This window comes from Paenibacillus sp. FSL K6-1318, assembly GCF_037976905.1.
In the GTDB taxonomy this organism is placed as follows: Bacteria; Bacillota; Bacilli; order Paenibacillales; family Paenibacillaceae; genus Paenibacillus; species Paenibacillus amylolyticus_A.
The window spans coordinates 5,699,481-5,720,168 of the sequence record NZ_CP150270.1; the positions used below are offsets into that span (position 1 = coordinate 5,699,481).

At 46.9% G+C, this 20,688-nt stretch carries 18 protein-coding genes; 3 read left to right on the forward strand and 15 right to left on the reverse strand.

Features of this window, described 5'->3' with window-relative positions:
• Positions 1 to 499: 499 nt before the first annotated feature.
• Entirely contained in the window at positions 500 to 1,816 is a 1,317-nt protein-coding gene (gene xylA / locus NYE45_RS25445; RefSeq protein WP_062836441.1) for a xylose isomerase, read from the reverse strand.
• 200 nt (positions 1,817 to 2,016) lie between these two features.
• Here xylA and NYE45_RS25450 point away from each other — a divergent pair, with 200 nt between their 5' ends.
• On the forward strand, positions 2,017 to 3,183 hold the full coding sequence (locus NYE45_RS25450; protein WP_340014483.1) for an ROK family transcriptional regulator: 1,167 nt from the start codon (positions 2,017 to 2,019) through the stop codon (positions 3,181 to 3,183).
• A gap of 147 nt (positions 3,184 to 3,330) precedes the next feature.
• Complete coding sequence (locus tag NYE45_RS25455) at positions 3,331 to 3,528, forward strand: hypothetical protein (RefSeq protein ID WP_017692236.1); 198 nt, start codon at positions 3,331 to 3,333, stop codon at positions 3,526 to 3,528.
• Between the two features lie 117 nt (positions 3,529 to 3,645).
• Here NYE45_RS25455 and NYE45_RS25460 read toward each other — a convergent pair whose 3' ends face one another.
• The 3 genes from NYE45_RS25460 to trxB form a co-directional block, all read right to left on the reverse strand.
• Entirely contained in the window at positions 3,646 to 5,625 is a 1,980-nt protein-coding gene (locus tag NYE45_RS25460) for an AraC family transcriptional regulator (RefSeq protein WP_340014484.1), read from the reverse strand.
• Positions 5,626 to 5,872: 247 nt separating this feature from the next.
• Positions 5,873 to 6,103: a glutaredoxin family protein gene (locus NYE45_RS25465; protein ID WP_056693307.1), complete on the reverse strand. Its 231-nt coding sequence runs from the start codon at positions 6,101 to 6,103 to the stop codon at positions 5,873 to 5,875.
• 62 nt (positions 6,104 to 6,165) lie between these two features.
• Entirely contained in the window at positions 6,166 to 7,107 is a 942-nt protein-coding gene (gene trxB, locus NYE45_RS25470; RefSeq protein ID WP_036668032.1) for a thioredoxin-disulfide reductase, read from the reverse strand.
• Between the two features lie 256 nt (positions 7,108 to 7,363).
• Between trxB and NYE45_RS25475 the strand changes: the two genes are divergently transcribed.
• Positions 7,364 to 8,095 carry a ZIP family metal transporter gene (locus tag NYE45_RS25475; RefSeq protein WP_017692233.1) on the forward strand — a complete coding sequence of 244 codons (732 nt, stop codon included), beginning with the start codon at positions 7,364 to 7,366 and terminating at the stop codon, positions 8,093 to 8,095.
• A 123-nt stretch (positions 8,096 to 8,218) separates the two neighbouring features.
• On the opposite strand, the gene NYE45_RS25480 is transcribed toward NYE45_RS25475, so the two are convergent.
• From NYE45_RS25480 to cyoA, 11 genes are all read right to left on the reverse strand, one after another.
• Complete coding sequence (locus NYE45_RS25480; protein ID WP_340014485.1) at positions 8,219 to 9,028, reverse strand: alpha/beta hydrolase; 810 nt, start codon at positions 9,026 to 9,028, stop codon at positions 8,219 to 8,221.
• Positions 9,029 to 9,160: 132 nt separating this feature from the next.
• Complete coding sequence (locus NYE45_RS25485) at positions 9,161 to 11,173, reverse strand: heavy metal translocating P-type ATPase (RefSeq protein WP_340014486.1); 2,013 nt, start codon at positions 11,171 to 11,173, stop codon at positions 9,161 to 9,163.
• A 422-nt stretch (positions 11,174 to 11,595) separates the two neighbouring features.
• Complete coding sequence (locus tag NYE45_RS25490) at positions 11,596 to 12,903, reverse strand: homocysteine synthase (RefSeq protein WP_036606925.1); 1,308 nt, start codon at positions 12,901 to 12,903, stop codon at positions 11,596 to 11,598.
• Positions 12,904 to 13,141: 238 nt separating this feature from the next.
• A complete protein-coding gene (locus NYE45_RS25495; RefSeq protein WP_340014487.1) occupies positions 13,142 to 13,987 on the reverse strand; it encodes a sugar phosphate isomerase/epimerase in 846 nt (281 codons plus the stop codon).
• Between the two features lie 37 nt (positions 13,988 to 14,024).
• Positions 14,025 to 14,777, reverse strand: coding sequence for a 2-dehydro-3-deoxy-D-gluconate 5-dehydrogenase KduD (gene kduD, locus NYE45_RS25500; protein ID WP_340014488.1), 753 nt, complete (start codon positions 14,775 to 14,777; stop codon positions 14,025 to 14,027).
• Positions 14,778 to 14,853: 76 nt separating this feature from the next.
• Positions 14,854 to 15,612 carry a DeoR/GlpR family DNA-binding transcription regulator gene (locus NYE45_RS25505; protein ID WP_169481506.1) on the reverse strand — a complete coding sequence of 253 codons (759 nt, stop codon included), beginning with the start codon at positions 15,610 to 15,612 and terminating at the stop codon, positions 14,854 to 14,856.
• A gap of 87 nt (positions 15,613 to 15,699) precedes the next feature.
• Complete coding sequence (gene kduI / locus NYE45_RS25510; protein WP_036606918.1) at positions 15,700 to 16,539, reverse strand: 5-dehydro-4-deoxy-D-glucuronate isomerase; 840 nt, start codon at positions 16,537 to 16,539, stop codon at positions 15,700 to 15,702.
• Positions 16,540 to 16,755: 216 nt separating this feature from the next.
• Entirely contained in the window at positions 16,756 to 17,085 is a 330-nt protein-coding gene (gene cyoD / locus NYE45_RS25515) for a cytochrome o ubiquinol oxidase subunit IV (RefSeq protein ID WP_062836431.1), read from the reverse strand.
• Positions 17,086 to 17,706: a cytochrome o ubiquinol oxidase subunit III gene (cyoC, locus tag NYE45_RS25520; protein WP_062836430.1), complete on the reverse strand. Its 621-nt coding sequence runs from the start codon at positions 17,704 to 17,706 to the stop codon at positions 17,086 to 17,088.
• A complete protein-coding gene (locus NYE45_RS25525; protein WP_062836429.1) occupies positions 17,707 to 19,677 on the reverse strand; it encodes a cbb3-type cytochrome c oxidase subunit I in 1,971 nt (656 codons plus the stop codon). It abuts the gene before it with no gap.
• Between the two features lie 21 nt (positions 19,678 to 19,698).
• Positions 19,699 to 20,673: a ubiquinol oxidase subunit II gene (cyoA, locus tag NYE45_RS25530; RefSeq protein ID WP_340014489.1), complete on the reverse strand. Its 975-nt coding sequence runs from the start codon at positions 20,671 to 20,673 to the stop codon at positions 19,699 to 19,701.
• Positions 20,674 to 20,688: the final 15 nt, after the last annotated feature.

The following is a 20,688-nucleotide window of genomic DNA, read 5'->3' on the forward strand; positions in this document are numbered from 1 at the left end:
TTTATCACAGGTTATATCCACGAAAGATCCAAGTTCGCATGAAAGTCACTCCGTGATCAGAAAACCCTCGGATCGCCGTTACCCCCAGATTTCCTTTAATCCCTTTGAAAAGGGAGAAATCCGGGGATAAATGCGTACGCTCCGCTTCCTCGGGTCCTTTCTGCTCACTCCGTTTTGCATGCATGATCCGGACACACATGGATATGAAACGAGTAAATCGTACTCGTTTCTGTAGCGAAAAATCGTGCCAACGACGTCTATCCGTCATTGATATATAAATAAAACTTTGATACGCATGTAGGTCACTTGTGCATGATTGGCTCAGGTATTAAAAAACCGTCCCCGTCTTCCCAAGGGAAAGTCGGGGACGGTCCGAATGTCATGCTTGTTCAGGCGTTCCGTGGTACAAGCTTGTGCAAGGCAGGTATGGTTACTAATCACTAACCACATATGAGTAACCATCAGTGGTCGGCGTGCACCAACCCTGCCTAATCCGCTATTAGTCAGCCAGGATGTACTGGTTGAGTTGTGCTCTCAGCAATTCCTGACGTCCGGATTGGTTTTTGCGTGGGTTTTCGTTGTTCAACGCGTACTCAGCAAGGGATGCCAGTGTTGCTTTACCTGCAACTACATCTGCGCCAATACCTTCGCTGAAGCTGCTGTAACGTTTTTCGATGAAGTCATCGAATACGCGATCTTCAATCAACTTCGCTGCTACTTTCAAACCTTTCGCATACGTATCCATACCTGCGATGTGTGCCAGGAACAGATCGTCTGCTTCGAAGGATCCACGACGTACTTTCGCGTCAAAGTTCACACCACCACGGCCGATACCGCCGTTTTTCAATACTTCATACATCGTCAATGTAGCATCGTACATATCAACCGGGAACTCATCCGTATCCCAACCGATCAGCATATCACCTTGGTTCGCATCGAGGGAACCGAGCATGCCGTTTGTACGAGCAACGCGGATTTCGTGATCAAATGTATGACCAGCCAATGTAGCATGGTTCGCTTCCAGGTTGAGTTTGAAGTGTTTGTCCAAACCGTATTTTTGCAAGAAAGCAATGGAAGTTGCTGCATCATAATCATATTGGTGTTTCGTTGGCTCTTTTGGTTTAGGCTCGATCAGGAATTGTGCATCAAAACCAATTTCCTTCGCGTAGTCTACAGCCATATGGAACATGCGAGCAATGTTGTCTTGCTCCAGTTGCATGTCTGTGTTCAACAATGTGTCGTAACCTTCACGACCGCCCCAGAATACATAGTTTTCAGCGCCCAGACGTTTACCGACTTCCAGACCTTTCTTGATTTGTGCTGCAGCGTGAGCGTACACGTCTGCGTTACAAGTGGAAGCTGCACCGAACATGAAGCGTGGGTTCGAGAACATGTTTGCTGTGTTCCAGAGCAGTTTTTTGCCGCTGGATTTCATGTGGTCTTCAATCAGACCAACGATGGTATCGATGTTGCTGTAGAATTCACGCAGGTTGTTGCCTTCTGGTGCGATGTCCACATCGTGGAAACAGAAATATGGAAGATTCATTTTTTCCAAAAATTCAAATGCCGCTTCCACGCGAACTTTCGCGAGGTCCAGACCTGAATATTTATCCCATGAACGAACAGCTGTCTCCGCACCAAACGGGTCACTGCCGCCTGCAGTTAATGTATGCCAGTAAGCCATACCGAAACGGAAATGTTCTTCCATCGATTTGCCGGCTACCACTTCTTCCGGATTATAATGTTTAAAAGCAAATGGATTCTTGGAATCTTTACCTTCGAATGTAATTTTATTAACGGATTCAAAATAGGCCATGTGTAAAATGCCTCCTCAATAGTTTTAAAGAAATCGTTTACACCGTTATCCTATCACATCGATAATACTTTGTCTATTGGTTAAACAAAGTAAAAATAAAAATGTTTTTTGCCTGTTTGTTTACGCTATAATAGTCGAATAACTTGTTTCGGATGTGGGTCAGAACCCTTTTATCAGAAGAATAGGAGTGCCTTAACCATATGAAAATTACCGGAGACCAGATGCTGGTCAAAAAAATAAATAAGTCGATCGTGCTGGATACGATCCGGCGTCATGCCCCTCTTTCACGCGCGCGCGTGTCTGAACTAACAGGACTTAACAAAGCAACGGTTTCCAATCTTGTAGCCGATCTGATTAACGATGAACTCTTGGAGGAGATTGGCCCTGGAGAATCCAGTGGTGGACGCAAACCACTCATGTTACTGTTTCGAGGGACATCCGGATATGCTGTTGGATTAGAACTTAGTGTGACCCACTTAAAGGGTGTGCTTACGGATCTGGAAGGTCACGTCATTACAGAGTATGCCATTGTGTTGGAACATCATGATGTGTCCTCTGTACTGGAGCAATTGAAATTGGCGGCACAGCAACTTATTGAAGCAGCTCCTCCTTCCCCTCATGGTGTCATTGGTATTGGCATCGGTGTGCCCGGTATGGTTGATGAGGCAGGAACGGTCCTGTTTGCACCCAACCTGGGGTGGGAAAAGGTAGCTCTGCGCTCCATGCTTGAAGAAAAATTTGAACTACCTGTAACCATCGATAATGAAGCCAATGCTGGCGCCCATGGAGAGTTGAATTTTGGAGCAGGCATCGGTGTTCGTCATATGATCTATATCAGTGCAGGCATGGGAATTGGTTCAGGCATCATGGTGGATGGTGAATTATACAAAGGAGCGTGGGGCTATGCTGGGGAAACCGGCCATATGTCCATTGAAGCGGAAGGTCTGCCCTGCTCCTGCGGTAACCGTGGATGCTGGGAGTTATATGCATCGGAAAAAGCCTACGAGCATCCGGATCATCAGCTAAAATTACCTGCTCATACCACACGAGAGCTTATTCATTATGCGGAGCAAGGCGACGAAGCTGTTCAAGCATTATACGACACGATTGGGCGCAAACTGGGGATTGGCATCACCAACATCGTGAACAGTTTCAACCCGGAACGCATTATCATTGGTGGCCCTTTATCTGAAGCAGGTCCCTGGATTGAAACGGCGTTAAAACAGGTTGTCGAGGAACGAACATTACCCTATCACCGCCGCAGTTTGCAGATTGAGTGGGCAGCTCTGGGCAGCCGTTCCACCCGTGTTGGTGCCGCTTACTCTGCAATTTCCCAGTTTCTAGGAAGAATAAGGGTTTCCGTCTAATAACAGATGAAAATTGACATCATTTCGCCCCATTTCCTCCCTTTTTGTTAAAGAAATCCAGATGTATAATGGGGTTATGTGATTTTTGTCATGGCTATGTGAATGTAGCTGTGTTAATTCCGATAATGAAACGGAGTGAAAAAAAGCGTGACCTACGTGGATACTTCAGATATCTCGGCGCAAATGTTTGTCACCGTACTCCTGTTCCTGATTGTGCTTGCGCCCCTGTTCAGCCTTGGCATACTCCGATTGTTTCAGAGCAAAAAGAAGGCTGGTTTCATGTACATGCTGTCAGGATTGCTGGTGTATGTTGTATTTCAGACTTTCATGAGTATTTTTTTCTAGATCATATAGTTTAATTAAATGCAAAATCCCCTTTCGCAGTAATTGCTGGAGTTCATGTTACCATGTGCTCCACATTACAACGGTAAGGGGATTTTTCACGTTACCTGTGTTAGATCACTACTTTTTAGATTTCTCCAGAGCCCGTTCATCCATCATGTCGACAATATCCTGAATCTGACCCATGACGGAAATCGGATCGGAAAAGTAAAATTTATAGCCATCAATTTCGTATAACTCATTGTTTTTGACTGCGTCTAACGTTCCCCACACCGGATCACTCGCATAGTCAAACGATTCCGCTTTGGCATTCACGGCCATAAATATGTAATCACCAGCATATGATCCGGCGAGTTCATTAGAGATCGTAGCCCAGCCCACTTTTGGATCAATGCTGCGTATCACGTTCTCGTTCATAGGCAAGTCCAATTCACCATGGATCGTTCTGCCTGTATGCGCATTACCATAAAGCGTGATGTCTTTGCTCAAGCCTCCGTCAAACACAGTAACGGTTTCTCCCTCTTTGATTATACTGCTTAAACTCTCCTTGGCCGAAGTCACCTTTTGTTCAAAATCGGTAAGCCATGCCGATGCTTCAGCCTCTTTCCCCAATATAACGCCAAGCTCTTTAACCTGATCACGAACGGGGGCCGAGTTGTCCAGAAAGACGGTTGGGGCGATTTTGGAATAAGCATCGTAACTTTTGGCATTGCCTGTAACGATTAGGTCAGGGTTCAGTCCAGTTATTGCTTCAAGATTGTCCGAAATATCCTCGATACCGGAAACCTTGCCCTCCAGATAAGGGTTTTGCATGAATACGCCGTTACTTCCTACGGGTTTTACATTCAAGGCCAGAATATGACCCAAAAAGAAATCCGTTACGACACGCTGCGGATTAGCTGGCACTTCGACCTCACCCATGGATGTGTTCACTATACGTGTTGTCGCTTGGACATTTTCATTTGTATTAGTTTCGCTTGAACTGTTTACTTGGGAAGCTGGTGCTTTCGATTGAGCTGTACTTCCATCTCCTGTTGCAGCCCCTGTATTCCCTGAAGAACCGCCACTACATGCACTTAACAGCAACCCAAAAGCCATCAGTAAAGCCATTGGGACTCTCTTTATATTTCTCACCATTTCATCAGACCCTCCATCTAAATATTGATAATAATTATCATTATCATATGAAGGAATATAACATGGGGCTGGAGAGCCAACAATATAATTTCTTCCTGCTGAGGATGTAACATCTTCCTCTACGCATTGCTTACGATACTTCTGCGGTGAAATTCCCATGTACTTTTTGAAAGCGTTGCTGAAATAGTACGCATCCTGATACCCAATTGCCGACGCAATCATTCGTAAGGGAAGCTTTGTTTCGGCCAATAGCTTGCACGCTTTTTGCATACGCAAACGGATTAGACAGTCAATCGGTCCACGATTAAGTACTTGTTTGAAACAATTCGAGAGATGGCCCGGACTCCGCCCCATTGTTGCCGCCAAAGAGTCCAACGTATGCGGTTTTGCATAGTTCTGCAACAGGTACTCCAGAGTCTGTATGACCAAATCGACGGGGCTGGTTACTTTTACAAGCAGAGGCTGTAGATAGTACTGCTCTACCAGGTGATAAACCCATTGATAGAACGATGCTTTGAGTTGCAGTGGAACCGAAGGTAGCTCATGCTGCTGGGCCTCTAACATACGATCTGCAATTTCATATAACATCATTGGCTGCGTTAGTGTCACCCGGTATGTAACGTGAGTTGGATATCCGCGTTCGTCTAAAAACATCGGCTCATCGCCATACGATGGTCCCCGTTCTGCTTTATACAAAATCAATATATACTCTGCTCCGTCTGAACCTGCGTTAACTTCAAACAGACTTTTGGGAGGTGCGTGAATAATCTCAAAAGGATTGATGGAATAGGTATTCTGATTGAGCAGTACCAGCACGTTCCCTCTCTTCATACAGAAAAAACTGCTGGATTGCACTGTGAATAATGTTCTTTCCCCCTTTGCAAGGGTAACTCTTTCAACATGGATATCTCGTATACTCGCCTGTTCCCAGAAGCGAAAATGCTCCTGCTGATCTATAATCATGCTGCTTGTTCACCTCAATTGTGCTCTGTGACATAAGAAAAGGATATCGCACTTCTGTACATTGGACAATTCCGAATAATGCTTGAGGTCAGTTAAATATCCGCTCGTTTCATTCAGAGTAAGTGCACAAAAAACCGTACCCAATCGGGTACGGTTCTTTCTATATCCTAACGGCTCGCGAAAACCGGAATTGCATATGAATCGAATCTTTCTTTCATCACATGATGATCCAGATGATCAGCCTGATTTAAGCGTCCAATGCTTTGGCGAATTGGGTCTTGTTCATACCCAGAATGCGGTGTTCACCAATAACAGTCAAAGGCACGGCGCGTACACCCATGTCCCATACTTGTTGTGCAAACTCATCGCTAGTTTCGATATTGCGCTCTTCGTAAGCAATGCCTTTGTCAGCCAGGAAACTTTTTACGGATTTGCAGTTCGGGCAGTTCGTTGATGTGTATACAATTACGTTTTCCATGTTTAATTCACCTCATATGGTTTTATATTAATCTATAGTTTGTTTGAAATCAGCTCATTCTATTACAGAACAACTGCGCTGTGCTCCAGGCTTTCAATGTATTTCTCTGTGTCCATCGCAGCCATACATCCGCTACCTGCAGCTGTGATCGCTTGTTTGTAACGTGTATCCTGAACGTCACCACATGCGAATACGCCTGGGATGTTTGTCTCGGATGTACCCGGTGTAGTCAGGATATAACCGTGTTCGTCTGTAGTGATCTGTCCGCCGAGGAATCCAGTGTTTGGTGTGTGACCAATGGCTACGAATACGCCGCTCGCCGGAATCACTTCTTCTTCACCTGTTTCGTTGTTCAACACTTTCAGACCTGTCACGCCGTTGTCGCCAGCAAGTACTTCGAGTGGTGTACGGTTCAAAGCCATCTCTACTTTTTCGTTGCTGCGTGCACGATCCTGCATGATTTTGGAGCCACGCAGTTCTTCACGACGGTGTACCAGCGTTACTTTGGAACCGAAACGGGACAGGAAGCTTGCTTCCTCAAGGGCAGAGTCGCCACCGCCGATAACGATGATCTCTTTGTTACGGAAGAAGAATCCATCACATGTTGCACACGTGCTGACACCGCGGCCCACATTCGTTTCTTCCCCAGGAATACCCAGGTATTTAGCAGATGCGCCTGTAGATAGAATCAATGTTTCGGATACGAGTTCACCCATACCTTCAACTTGAATCTTGAATGGACGCTCGCTCATGTCGATGTTGTTCACCCAGCCTGTGCGGAATTCAGCACCGAAGCGCTCTGCTTGTTTACGCATGTTATCCATCAGTTCAGGACCCATAATACCATCAGGGAAACCTGGGAAGTTCTCCACTTCAGTCGTTGTTGTCAATTGACCACCAGGTTGTGGACCTTCAATAACGAGTGGGTTCAAGTTGGCACGTGCCAGATAGATTGCTGCTGTCAGCCCTGCAGGGCCTGTTCCGATAATAATTGATTTATACATGTATAGTTCCTCCCCCGGGTTCTGTAAAAAGGTTGGGCCCTCCGGCATCAAAAGCTTATGCTTTTGCATACACTAGAACGAAAAGCCTACATCATGTCCACAAGACCTGCCTGTGTAATGACAATTGCCCTATGCAGAAACGGAATTCTAATTTATAATCATTCTAATCTGTTGTTCATTATGATCTCTTTTATGTACGGTGTCAATGCTCGGCAGCGATTATGAAGAAGTCTTCATCAGGAGGGAAAATGGAAGCATGAACGATGCACTCATTGGCAGTTTTATATCAGCCATGTCCACCGGCCTAGGGGCCGTACCGATTCTATTTATGCGCAAAATATCGCACCGTCTGCGTGATATCTTGCTGGCATACGCTGCAGGTATTATGACCTCGGCCTCGGTGTATAATCTCATTCCCGAAGCGCTTGGCCAATCGAACCTCTTTGTACTCGCATTTGGTATTATGCTTGGTAGCCTGGTGCTACTGGTGCTGGAGATGAAGATCCCACACGTCGATCTGGAGAATCCCGAGAAAATGCCTTTTAAAATTGAAGCCAAAGCCTTCATGATTATTGCAGCCATCACCATGCATAACCTGCCGGAAGGGTTATCGGTTGGAGTCAGCTATGCAAGCTCGGATGAGAACCTGGGCAATCTCATTGCCTTCTCCATCGGATTGCAGAATGCGCCGGAAGGATTCCTGGTGGCCCTCTTTCTCGTGAACCAGAATATTGGCCGCTTCAAAGCGCTGGGTATTGCCACTCTGACCGGAGCGGTAGAGATTATTACAGCTATGATTGGTTACACCTTAAGCAGTCTCGTTGCTGGCCTTGTCCCTTATGGTCTGGCTTTTGCAGCCGGTGCGATGATGTTCATCGTCTATAAGGAACTCATTCCCGAGAGTCACGGTGACGGCAATGCACGTGTGGCGACCATCTCGTTTTTACTCGGACTTATCACGATGATTGGTCTGACCGAGCTGTTTTAATTGAAGACTAAAGAACCCGAGCGAACAGTTCAAGACTGTCGACCGGGTTCTTTGTTTAGCCACAAATGAAGATTCCATGAAATTACTGGGAGTGCCTGTATGAGGCACTATGCCCCCACCTGATCAGGATTTGATAAATCGGATCAGTTCCGAATTGAATTTCTCCAATTCATCATAGAATGCGCCATGACCACTCTCTTCAAAAGCAATCAATTGAGATGAAGCGATGCCTTGGTGCATCTGTTCGGCGAATTCGAACGGACAGATCTCATCCTTTTTCCCGTGCAAAATAGCTGTCGGCACCTGAATCGAACTCAGTTCATCACGCAAGTCCTCATCCCGCAACGCAATTGCACTGCGGATGGTACCATAGGATGAAGCCTCCATGCCCAGTGCATGGAACCAATCCATGAATGGCTTGCTGTGTTCCTTCGCGAAGAACATGCCGCCAAACGTCTCCAGCAACTTCGGTCGATCTGCGAAGATCGGCTCAATAATCTGCTCGTTCAGCTGCTCCGGGGTCAATCCATACGGATATCCTTCACGCTGTGTGAACACAGGCGCTGCCGCAGATAACAAGGCCAGCTTGGATACACCATGTCCCTTATGGCGAGCCATGTAATGTACTGCAATTGCTCCACCCATGGAGAACCCTGCGAGTACCGCGTCTGTCAACTCCAGATCATCAATAACGGCACGAACATCGTCTGCCATGCGATCATAATCATATCCGGTGGATGGCTTATCCGATAAGCCATATCCTCTAAAATCTATCGCAATGGCACGAATGCCATGGTTAGGTAGAACATTCAGCTGATATTCAAACATTTTATAATTGACAGGCCAGCCGTGCAAAAAGACAACCGGGGTTCCTTCACCAATATCTTCAACATATATTTTTACATTCGGTTCCACTTGTACATAACGTCCCATATCTCACAGCTCCCTTATTATCGAATCGTCTCTTCGAATCATTACCCGCTGACCCAAGGTTCAAACGTGAGCCGTTCAACGAGCCGCATAGTACCAGCAAAACCAACTAACCATTTTCCTCTCCAAATCTGATTACCGTAGCAGCCTAAGTCCATTTAGAATAACCAGAATTGTACTGCCTTCATGACCTATTACACCCAGAGGCAATGCGACGTCTTGGAGGAAGTTACCCGCAATTAAGGCCAGAATAACGGTGATGGCAAAAAACATATTTTGCTTCACCGTACGCTGTGCTCGACGAGCCTGCCCAATCACCCAAGCGATCTCTTCAATGTTATCGTTCATGAGTACCGCATCAGCGACCTCCAGTGCAGTCCCGCTGCCGGACAATCCCATCCCCATACCCACAGTAGCTGCTGCAAGTGCTGGTGCATCATTGACACCATCCCCTACCATCAGCACAGGACCATACTGTTTGCGGAGTGCCTGTACCTGCTTCACTTTATCTTCAGGCAGCAAGTCTGCATAGAACATGCTTACTCCTGTTTCACGCGCGATCACAGAAGCTGTTCTGGCCCGATCACCTGTTAACATCGCAACTTGTACACCCATGGCTTCAAGCTTTTTCACTGCAGCTGCCGCCTGTGGCCGTACCGTATCCCGCATGGCGATCAGACCCACTAATTCACCATCAGCCATAACAACGGAGACGGTTTTTCCCTCCCCCTCAAGACGGGAGCGTACATCGCGCCACTCAGAAGATACCTCCACATGGTTAGCACCATTTTCATCTGGATCAACGTTGCTGCCCTTCATCTCCCCTGACTGCATCTCTCCCAATACATCTGTTTTACCAATGCTCCAGACCACATTGTTCACAGTGCCTTCGATACCCCAGCCTGTTAGTGCCTGTACATGCTCCGCTTCCTCAAGATTGATATTCTCCTTGTTCGCCTGATCTACGATGGCACGAGCCAAAGGATGCATGGAGAGGTTCTCAATAGCCGCTACCGCAGCTAATAGCTGGGCGCGATCTACATTTTCAGCCGTAATAATATCGGTCACTTGCGGGGTGCCCATGGTCAATGTACCTGTCTTGTCAAAAGCCACGACCTGCGTGCGAGCCATATTCTCCATATGGGCACCCCCCTTGAAGAGAATGCCCCGGCGGGCGCTGCTGGACATCGCGGACAGCATAACAGGCATGATGGAAGACACCAATGCACAAGGCGAAGCCACAACCAGAAATACCATCGCTTTGTAAAACGCCTCATTCCATGTCCAGCCAAGCAGCAGCGGAGTTCCTGCAATGACAAGTAAGGTCACCCCTACAACAATACGTGCGTAAATCCCTTCAAACCGCTCCATGAAACGCTGAGAATCCGGCACTTCCGCCTGCGCTTCCTCCACCATTTTAATGATCTTGCCGAAGAGTGACCCTTCAGCTGATTTTGTGACCTCTACGTATAAGGCACCCTCCCCGTTTACCGTACCTGCATAGACTTCATCACCCGCAACTTTGTCCACAGGCAGGGATTCTCCAGTGATGGACGACTGATTGATAAAAGAACTCCCCCGGTACACCACACCATCCGCAGGAACCAGCTCTCCCGGTTTGACCAACAGCAGATCACCCGGCTGCAGATCATCAATAGCCACGAGATTCATCTGTCCTTCCTCAATACGCAGTGCAGTCTCTGGCTTCAGCGCCAGTAAAGATGAAATATCTTTATGACTGCGCTCTGTCGCGTAACTTTCCAATGCACCACTGAGTGCAAAAATAAAGATCAGCATCGCGCCTTCATTCCAGTAACCAATGGCTGCTGCCCCGAGGGATGCGGCAATCATCAGCAGGTTTACATCCAGATCACGGTCCTTCACCAGTGTCTCGATGCCCTCCTTCGCTTTGGTCCAACCACCAACGGCATAGGCCACAATGTAGAGCATGATGGACAAGGTCCCAAAATACGGCGCAGTTCCCCAGGCAATCAGCATCAATAACCCGCTGCCCAATGCAGATTGCATCTCTTTATTCTGCAACATGGCTCGAAAATCAGGCTTACGTCCCCGGTTTGGGTCTGGTGTTTGGGATGAGCGCTGTTCTGCTTGTTTCTGTCTGTGTAGTGGTTGATGTATCGCTTGCATATGAATCACGTTCCTTTCGAATGGTAGGTTTGCGGATAGTGAATGTGCTCCAGTTCCGCTTCCAGAAATGAAGTTGTATTGAGAATGAGAGCCATTGTTAATGCCCTAAAAATGACACATGCTGCTGCGGGAATCCCGCAGCAGCATGGTTTTGAGAATGATTTTGTAATAATCTCGAATGAGAATGATAATCATTTTTGCACTTATGCAATTGTGTTTACTCAATACAACTTTTAACCAGTATATGCCTGTGATCCACATTTGTAAATGGGCTTTTTTCGATGCTTACTCATAAATGCTTGTTCAAAAAGACAAAAAGCCGCTGTCCCGGAGGACAACGGCTTTAACCATCTATGAATATACGTTTGACCTGTTTATGGCATATCGCTTAAGTAATTGTTCGCACATCCACCCAATGCCATTTACGCGCCTACACTTGCTCCCTGACTTGCTTTGATCGCTTGCTCCAGATCATAAATAATGTCTTGAATGTTTTCCGTACCCACAGACAGACGAATCAATTCCGGATTAACCCCTGCGGCGGTTTGTTCATCTTCAGTCAACTGCGCGTGAGTTGTACTTGCCGGGTGAATGATTAGTGACTTGGAGTCACCCACGTTTGCAAGGTGAGAGAACAGTTTGACACTTTCAATCAATTTACGACCCGCGTCCGCACCACCTTTGATTCCAAAGGTCAGAATGGCGCCCTGTCCTCTTGGCAGATACTTCTGTGCAAGCTCGTAAGAACCGTGGCTCGGCAGACCTGCATAACTTACCCAAGACACATCCTCATGTTTCTCAAGGAATTCCGCAACAGCCAGAGCGTTGCTACTATGACGTTCCACACGTAAGTGCAATGTCTCCAGTCCTTGCAGCAGCAACCATGAGTTGAATGGAGAAATTGTTGCACCCAGATCACGCAATAGCTGTACCCGAGCTTTGATAATATAAGCAATCGGTCCAACCGCTTCCGTATATACCACACCGTTATAACTGGAATCCGGCTCCGTCAATCCAGGGAACTTGCCACTCGCTTTCCAGTCAAATTTTCCGCTATCCACGATAACGCCACCAATGGATGTACCATGACCGCCAATAAATTTCGTCGCAGAGTGAACGACAATATCTGCTCCATGTTCAATCGGACGAAGCAGGTACGGACTCGGGAACGTATTATCCACGATCAAAGGGATTCCATGTTCATGGGCGATGGCTGCCACCGCTTCAATATCCAGTACATTCCCCTTCGGATTACCGATCGTTTCGGCATATAACGCTTTCGTTTTCTCCGTAATGGCTGCCCGGAAATTCTCAGGATCACTGGAATCCACGAATTTCACGTCCAGACCCAATTTCGGCAAAGTAGTCGAGAACAGATTGTACGTACCCCCATACAAACTCGCCGAAGACACGATCTCATCACCTGCACCGGCAATATTCAGAAGTGAAAACGTAATAGCTGCCTGACCGGAAGCTGTAGCGAGTGCCCCGGCTCCGCCTTCCAACGCCGCAATCCGTTGCTCAAACACGTCGGTTGTTGGATTCATCAGACGGGTATAGATGTTGCCAAACTCTTTCAAACCAAACAAATTAGCGGCATGCTCGGTGTCCTTGAATCCATAAGAAGTTGTCTGATACAAGGGCACAGCTCGTGCGTTGGTGGTTGGATCAATCTCCTGGCCTGCATGAATTGCCAATGTTTCAAATGAAAGCTCACGTTCGTTTGACATAAATCTGAATCCTCCCTTGGTATATACGTTCTCTGAGTCCCTGATGTCTTGGCATGGTGGCGTATGTTTTCCATATTCTCTCACAAGATGTCGCATTTGAAAAGAATTATTTCCGATTTTTCCGATAAGAAATATTCAATATGTAAATTATCGATTTCTTTACCAAAAAAACCTTTGCCCTCGCAAAGGTTTTTCAGCTACTTTGGCTTCGGTATGCAATACCTCATCCAGGCTTTTGTTAGACCCGAACTGCACTCCATACTTCACGCAAATGTTTGGCCGCAGGCACAGCTTCCTCCGCAGTTACGCCTTCAAGTGAAATATCGATATGTGGCTTATACGTTTTCAGCAATTCAAAAAATAACGGGTAATCCAGTATGCCTGCCCCAGGTACGGGATTGAACTTCTCTCCCTGTGCATCAAAGGCTACATCCTTGGCATGGATCACAATCATGCGCTGATACAGTGATTCCATCACTTCGCGCAAGAAAGCTCCTTGATCTGCTGCATGTGGCTGTTTGATCAAATTACACGGGTCAAATAGCATCCCCAGATTGGATGAAGGAATCTCTTCAAACAACCGTGTCATATGTTCATGGGTATGAAGGGTATGGGTGGATACAGGCTCAATCGCCGCATGAACGCCCCACTTCTCTGCTTCCTCAGCCAGTTCCTCAACCGTTTCTTTCAGCACGCTCCATGCCTTCTCTTCATATCCATCCGGATGCGTACCCTGATAGGTGTCCAAGCCCCCGGTCTCCGTTGCCACCATGCTGCAACCAAAATCCCGGGCATAACGCAGATGCTCCTTGAATCGATCAATGTCCGCACGCCTTGTTACCGGATCAGGGTCAATCGGATTAATATAACAGCCCAGTACCGCAATCTTCACCCCGCGCTGTGCAAATTGATCTCCAATCTCATTCGCCAGCCCGGGGCTCAGCTTGCCATTCGATGAGTCCACATCGGATAATGCTTTGGCAAGCGCCAGCTGTACGGAATTGAATCCATTATCCGCAATCGTCTGCGCAAGCTGTGCTGTAGGCTGTTTGCCAAATGTATGTGCCAGAATACCAAGTTTCATCTCACTGCCTCCTTATGCTAATCCGATTATCAAGCGATTAACGTGCCATCCAGCCGCCATCGACATTTAGCACATGACCATTCAGATAATCCGAAGCGGCAGATGCCAGGAAGACAACGGGCCCTTTCAGATCTTCAGGAGTCCCCCAACGTCCAGCAGGAATACGGGCTGTAATATCCCGGTAACGATTCTCATCTGCACGAATCTGGGTTGTATTATCGGTTTCCATATAACCAGGTGCGATCCCGTTAATCTGAATACCTTTGCCTGCCCACTCATTGGCGAGAGCTTTGGTTAATCCGGCAACACCATGTTTACTGGCCGTATAACCCGGCACATTGATTCCGCCTTGATAGGACAACATGGATGCAATATTAATGATTTTGCCGCTTCCGCGTTCAATCATATGTCTACCAGCCAATTGGCTTAGGAAAAATACAGTGTTCAGGTTCAGACCAATTACATCATGCCAGTCCTGCCCTGCATGATCAGCCGCAGGTGTGCGGCGAATGATTCCCGCATTGTTGACGAGAATGTCAATTCTGCCTTGGAACGCAAGCCCCTGTTCGAACACAGCCGACAACTCATCTTCACGACTTAAATCCGCTTCAATCACGTAAGCTTTGCGTCCGAGGGCTTCAATGGCACTTGCCGTTTCCGCAGGCTTGGAATAAGAGACCAGCACTACATCAGCACCTGCTTCTGCCAAGCCGATGGCCATCCCTTGTCCAAGTCCTCCCGAGGTACCTGTCACCAGTGCAACTTGTCCGCTTAAATCAAATGGGTTCATGAATGATTCCTCCGCATGGTTTGATATGCAAACAATAGATCTGACCGTTCTTTAATCCCATGAAACGTGAATATGGTTAACTTTGATAATCCACTGTGACACCGCTCTGCTCATATAATGCAGCCGTCTCTTCATCCAGACGACTGTCACTGATAATGTAGTCCAGTTCCGAACACTGGGCAAAAGTCCGAAGTGCAAATTGTCCGAATTTATAATGATCCACAACGCCGTATACTTGCTGCGAGGCAGATATCATTGCTTTTTTCAAAGGAACCAGATCTCCCGTGTAGATCGATAGCCCGAATTCCGGATGAAGGGCTGTCGTGGATATAAAGGCTTTGTGAATGTTTAGACTGGATATAAACGCAGCCGTATCATCGCCCACTAGCATATTCCGTACACGAGCCCCGCCAGGCACGACCAGTCGCACCTGCTCCTTTTTGGTTAGCTCCGCAATGATGAACAAATCATTAGTCACAACCGTAATGGGCTGATTGTCGAGACGTTTGGCCATCTCCAGCGTGGTGCTGCCACCATCGAGGGCAACGATATCTCCAGGTCGAATGTAAGCAAGGGCACGTTCAGCAATCTCCGTCTTCTCCGGATGATGCTTCTCTGTGACTCCGCGGCTATTCAAGATGCCGTACTGGTCATTCTGAGCCAGCATAGCCCCTCCATGGACACGTACGAGTAGTCCCATGCTCTCCAACTTGTCGAGATCCTCTCGCACAGTCTTCCCCGTCACCTGCAACAGTTCACTCAGATCACTTACGGTTACTTCCTGGCGCTCCAGCAGAGCCTCCATAATTTTTTCATGTCTTTTCAATGGGTTCATCATAATCAACTTCCTATACTACCTGAGTCAAAAGAATGAGTGTTCTAGCGTCTACCCTGTCAATTTAACTCAGACATCTGTAATTTATTATTTCAGGTCTTTCATCGCTACGCCGTCCATATCTTCGAACGTCTGGTTCTCACCAGCCATAGCCCAACAGAAGGTGTAATTGCTTGTACCCACACCACTGTGAATGGACCAGCTTGGGGAAATGATCGCCTGGCGATCACGTACAACCAGATGACGTGTTTCGTTCGGCTCGCCCATCATGTGGAACACAACGCCATCTTCAGGCAGATTCCAGTACAAGTATACTTCGGAACGGCGGTTATGGGTATGTGCAGGCATCGTATTCCACATGTTACCCTTGTCGAGTTCGGTAATGCCCATCACCAGCTGACAGCTCTGGATTCCACCTTCTCCTTGGTGAATATATCGATAGATCGTACGCTCATTGGAAGTTTCGATGCTGCCCAGATGATTCGGCTGAGCTTGTTCTTGCGTTGCTTTTACTGTTGGATAGGTGTGATGAGCCGGTGTGGATACAAAATAGAATTGGGCAGGTTGAGCCTTGTCACTGCTTGTGAACACAACTTCCTTCACACCTCTACCGATGTAGAGACATTCCTTCGCTCCAATCTCATAACCTTGTCCGTCCGCTGTCACTGTTCCGTGACCACCAACATTAATGATACCGATTTCACGACGCTCCAGGAAAAAGTTCGTTCCGATATCCTTCAGGTTCACTTCAAGGGTAATGTCCTTGCTCTCAGGTACAGCCGTTCCCACAATATAACGATCCACATGAGAATACACCGTTACCAATTCATCGGTTGCAAACAGTTGCTCCATCAAAAATTCCTCACGCAGGCGAGATGTATCATACGTTTTCACTTCATTGGGATGTGCAGCATAACGATTTTCCATTATTAATCCATTCCTTTCGTCATTTGAGTTGGTTTAGATTGATGTTGAATAATGTTCATATAAGTTCATTTTAGTTCATTGTGTATCTTTTGTGTACCTTTATTTTCAAAATAATTAATATAATTAATCATTAATTCTATTTATTTCTTAAATGAGAACAAAAAAAGATCCCCACAGTCTGTAATACAGACCGGGAGATCTTCCTTAATTCACATATTAATGTGCAACAGCGTTGTTGAGCATGATCCAGATCGAACCGATCACGATAGTCATCATGATCAGCAAACCGAAGATAAGAGCCATAACATTCCAGCGTGGTTTTTCTGTTTCACGAATATGCATGAAGAAGAAGAGTTGAACCACGAACTGAAGTGCTGCTGTACCTAGAACAACAATGAGTGTTCCTGTTCTTTCCATCATATCATTGAGAACCACCACAAGTGGAATGATTGTCAGAACGACGGACAGGATGAAGCCGATGACATAGGACTTCAGTGAACCATGTTGCTCATGACCGTGGGAATCATGTGAGTTGTGCCCTGACATCTACATCACCCCCATGAGATAGACGATCGACAGGAGGAAAATCCATACGACGTCCAAGAAGTGCCAATACAAGCTGATAACGTTGATTTTACCGCGAGTAACATCGGTAATACCACGTTTTTTCAGTTGGAACATGAGTCCAATCATCCAGATCAGACCAAGCGATACGTGAAGTCCGTGAGTACCCACAAGGGTGAAGAATGCGCCAGAAGCAGCACTCGTTGTAAAGCTAAACCCTTCGTGAATCAACTCAATAAACTCATATACCTCAAGAGCGATAAAGCTTGCACCCAGAACAGCTGTAACAGCCAACCAACTGATTAATTGTTTTACTTTACCCTGATTCATTGCCAGAACGGCAAGGCCGCTCGTAAATGAACTTGTGAGCAAGATAAACGTCTCGGCGATAACGCCAGGCATTTTGATCAATTCAGACAAAATCGGTCCGCCCGCCGTATTGTCACGCAACACAATGAAGGTTGCGAACAATACGGAGAACAGGATAACGTCGGAAATCAGGAAGAACCAGAATCCGAGAATTTTCATTTCCTGTGGATCATGGTGGCCATGGTCATGACCATGTGCATGATTCTCACCGTGCTTAGCGGCTGCTTGAGCCATCTATACCGACCCCCTTAACGACGCTTCGGTACGCTTAATTTCGTCGACCGGAATATAATAATCCGTATCGTAAGAGAATGAACGGGCGATCATGCAAATGCCGACGCCAGCAAGTCCGAGAATCGCCATCCACAGCCAACCGAATACGAAGCCGAAACCGGCAACGAACCAGAAGACAGACATGATGAACGGAATCGAGGAATTCTTCGGCATATGAATCGGCTCAAGCGGTTGCTCAGGCGGATAGATGCCTTTGGCACGACGTTCTTTCTCTTCCCACCACTCATCAATATCATCTCCGCGCGGTGTAACAGCGAAGTTATATTCAGGAGCTGGTGAAGGAATCGACCACTCGAGCGTACGACCATCCCATGGATCGGCGGAAGCTTTGAGTGTTTTATATTTGCGAATACCGTCTGCGATTTGTGCAACTTGGAACAGGAATCCGACACCCATCAGGAATGCCCCGATTGTGGATACGAAGTTCAGTTCCCACCAGCCAGTATCCCAGCCGTATGTGCTCAGACGACGTGTCATACCCATCAGACCGACAGCGTACTGCGGCATGAAGCAGACATAGAAACCAATATTCCAAGTCCAGAATGCCCATTTGCCCAGTTTCTCTTCGAGTTGGAAACCGAACATTTTAGGCCACCAGTAATACAGACCTGCGAAGTATCCGAAGACAACGCCACCGATCAATACTTGGTGGAAGTGGGCAATCAGGAAGTAACTGTTGTGGAACTGGAAGTCAGCAGGAGCAACGGATAACAGAACGCCTGTCATACCCCCGACAATAAAGCACGGGATAAAGGCAAGTGTCCACATCATCGGAGTCGCCATGCGTATCCTTCCTCGATACATGGTAAACAGCCAGTTAAATATCTTAACTCCTGTTGGAATAGCAATCAACATCGTAGTTACGGCGAAGAATGCATTCACGTCCGCTCCGGAACCCATCGTGAAGAAGTGATGCGCCCATGTGAAGAAGGACAGGAAGCTGATGATTAACATCGCAAATACCATCGACTTGTAACCAAACAGTTTTTTCCGAGAGAATGTACTTACAATCTCGGAGAACACACCGAATGCCGGCAAGACGACAATGTATACCTCAGGGTGACCCCACATCCAGATCAAGTTGATATACATCATTGGGTTACCGCCCAAATCAAGTGTGAAGAAATGCGCCCCGGCAAACCTGTCGAGGAATAGCAATGCAAGCGTCACGGTCAAGATTGGGAATGCAAACAAGATGATGATACAAGTGGAGAATACCGACCATGTAAACATCGGCATTTTCATCCATTTCATGCCTGGCGCACGCATTTTAATGATGGTAACCAGGAAGTTGATACCGGTAGCCAGGGAACCGATACCCGATATCTGTATACCCCATATATAGAAGTTCTGTCCTACCCCCGGACTGTGCGACAGCTCCGATAGAGGCGGATAACTCAGCCATCCCGCATCCGGTGAACCACCGATAACGAAGGACAGGTTAAACAGCATTGCGCCCAAGAAGAATAACCAGAAACTCAGTGCATTCAGGAACGGGAACGCAACGTCCCTTGCTCCGATCTGTAGTGGCACAATGACGTTAAATAAACCGAACATAAATGGCATCGCCATAAACAGGATCATAATCGTACCGTGAGTTGTGAATACCTGATTATAATGTTCAGGATGTAAGAAATCCATATTAGGCATAGCCAGCTGCAGACGCATCATCAATGCATCCACACCACCACGGAACAACATGATAATGGAAGCAATGATATACATAATACCGATCTTTTTATGATCGACAGTAGTTAACCAGTTACGCCAGAGCCAGCCCCATTTTTTGAAATAAGTCAGCACCGTTACGATAGTAATCATCGTAATCCCGATCGCCACGTCTGCTCCATAGATCAGCGGGTCGCCGGTAACGAAGAACTCCGATGCAAACTCTTTAAGTCTCTCTAACATTGGGGGCCTCCTTTCGAATCTTTAGTTAGCACTCTTGTCCTCATCTTGATTGGACACATCGTTTGAATTCTGAATAGCTCCAGCAGCTTCGTTTGAAGTACCGTGCTTACTGTGAGCACTTTGACCATCTACAACGTATTTCGTCACAATATTTTGGAACAATCCTTCTGGGAAGGCAGAATAATAAGCAACATTGCTTGTTCCTGGTTCAGCCAGTGCCTTGTAACCTTCTGTGGTCAATTCCTGGGAACTTTGTTTCACTTCAGCTACCCATTTGTCAAAATCTTCGTCCGATGTAGCATTCACATCAAAACGCATTTCTCCAAAATGCTCACCTGTGAAGTTAGCGCCTGAACCCCAGTACTTGCCTTCATGATCTGCCTGCAGATACAAGGTCATCGCCATACCCGACATCGTATAAATCTGTCCTCCAAGTTGCGGAATCCAGAATGAGTTCATCGGTGAATCCGCAGTGAGTTCAAATTTCACGGGCCGGTCTGCCGGAATATTCAGCGTGTTGACCGTTGCAATCCCTTGCTCAGGATACATAAACAACCATTTCCAGTCCAGTGAAGACACTTGGATGGTAATTGGTGCTTTCTCGTGAGCCAACGGCTTCGAAGGCTCCAGATCATACGTGTAACGGACAGTAACAATGGCAAGCAGTCCAATAATGATAATTGGAACCGTCCACCAGATTGCCTCCGCCTTCGTACTATGAGACCAGTTAGGCTCATAAGCAGCTTTGTTATCCGGCTTGTCGCGGTAACGCCATACGATTACGGCAGACAAAATGAGTACTGGCACAATGATGACAGCACACAAAATTGTCGAGATGACAATCAAATCTCTCTGCGAAGCGCCAATTGGCCCCTTCGGATCCAGAACAACGTACTGCCCGCCTGCCAGCATTGGCCAGACAATCAATGCAATTGTAACCAACGTCAGGACAACCGGAATGATAATCCGGATTAGCGACCTAGGTTTCTTGTTCATTTTGATCCCCTCTCC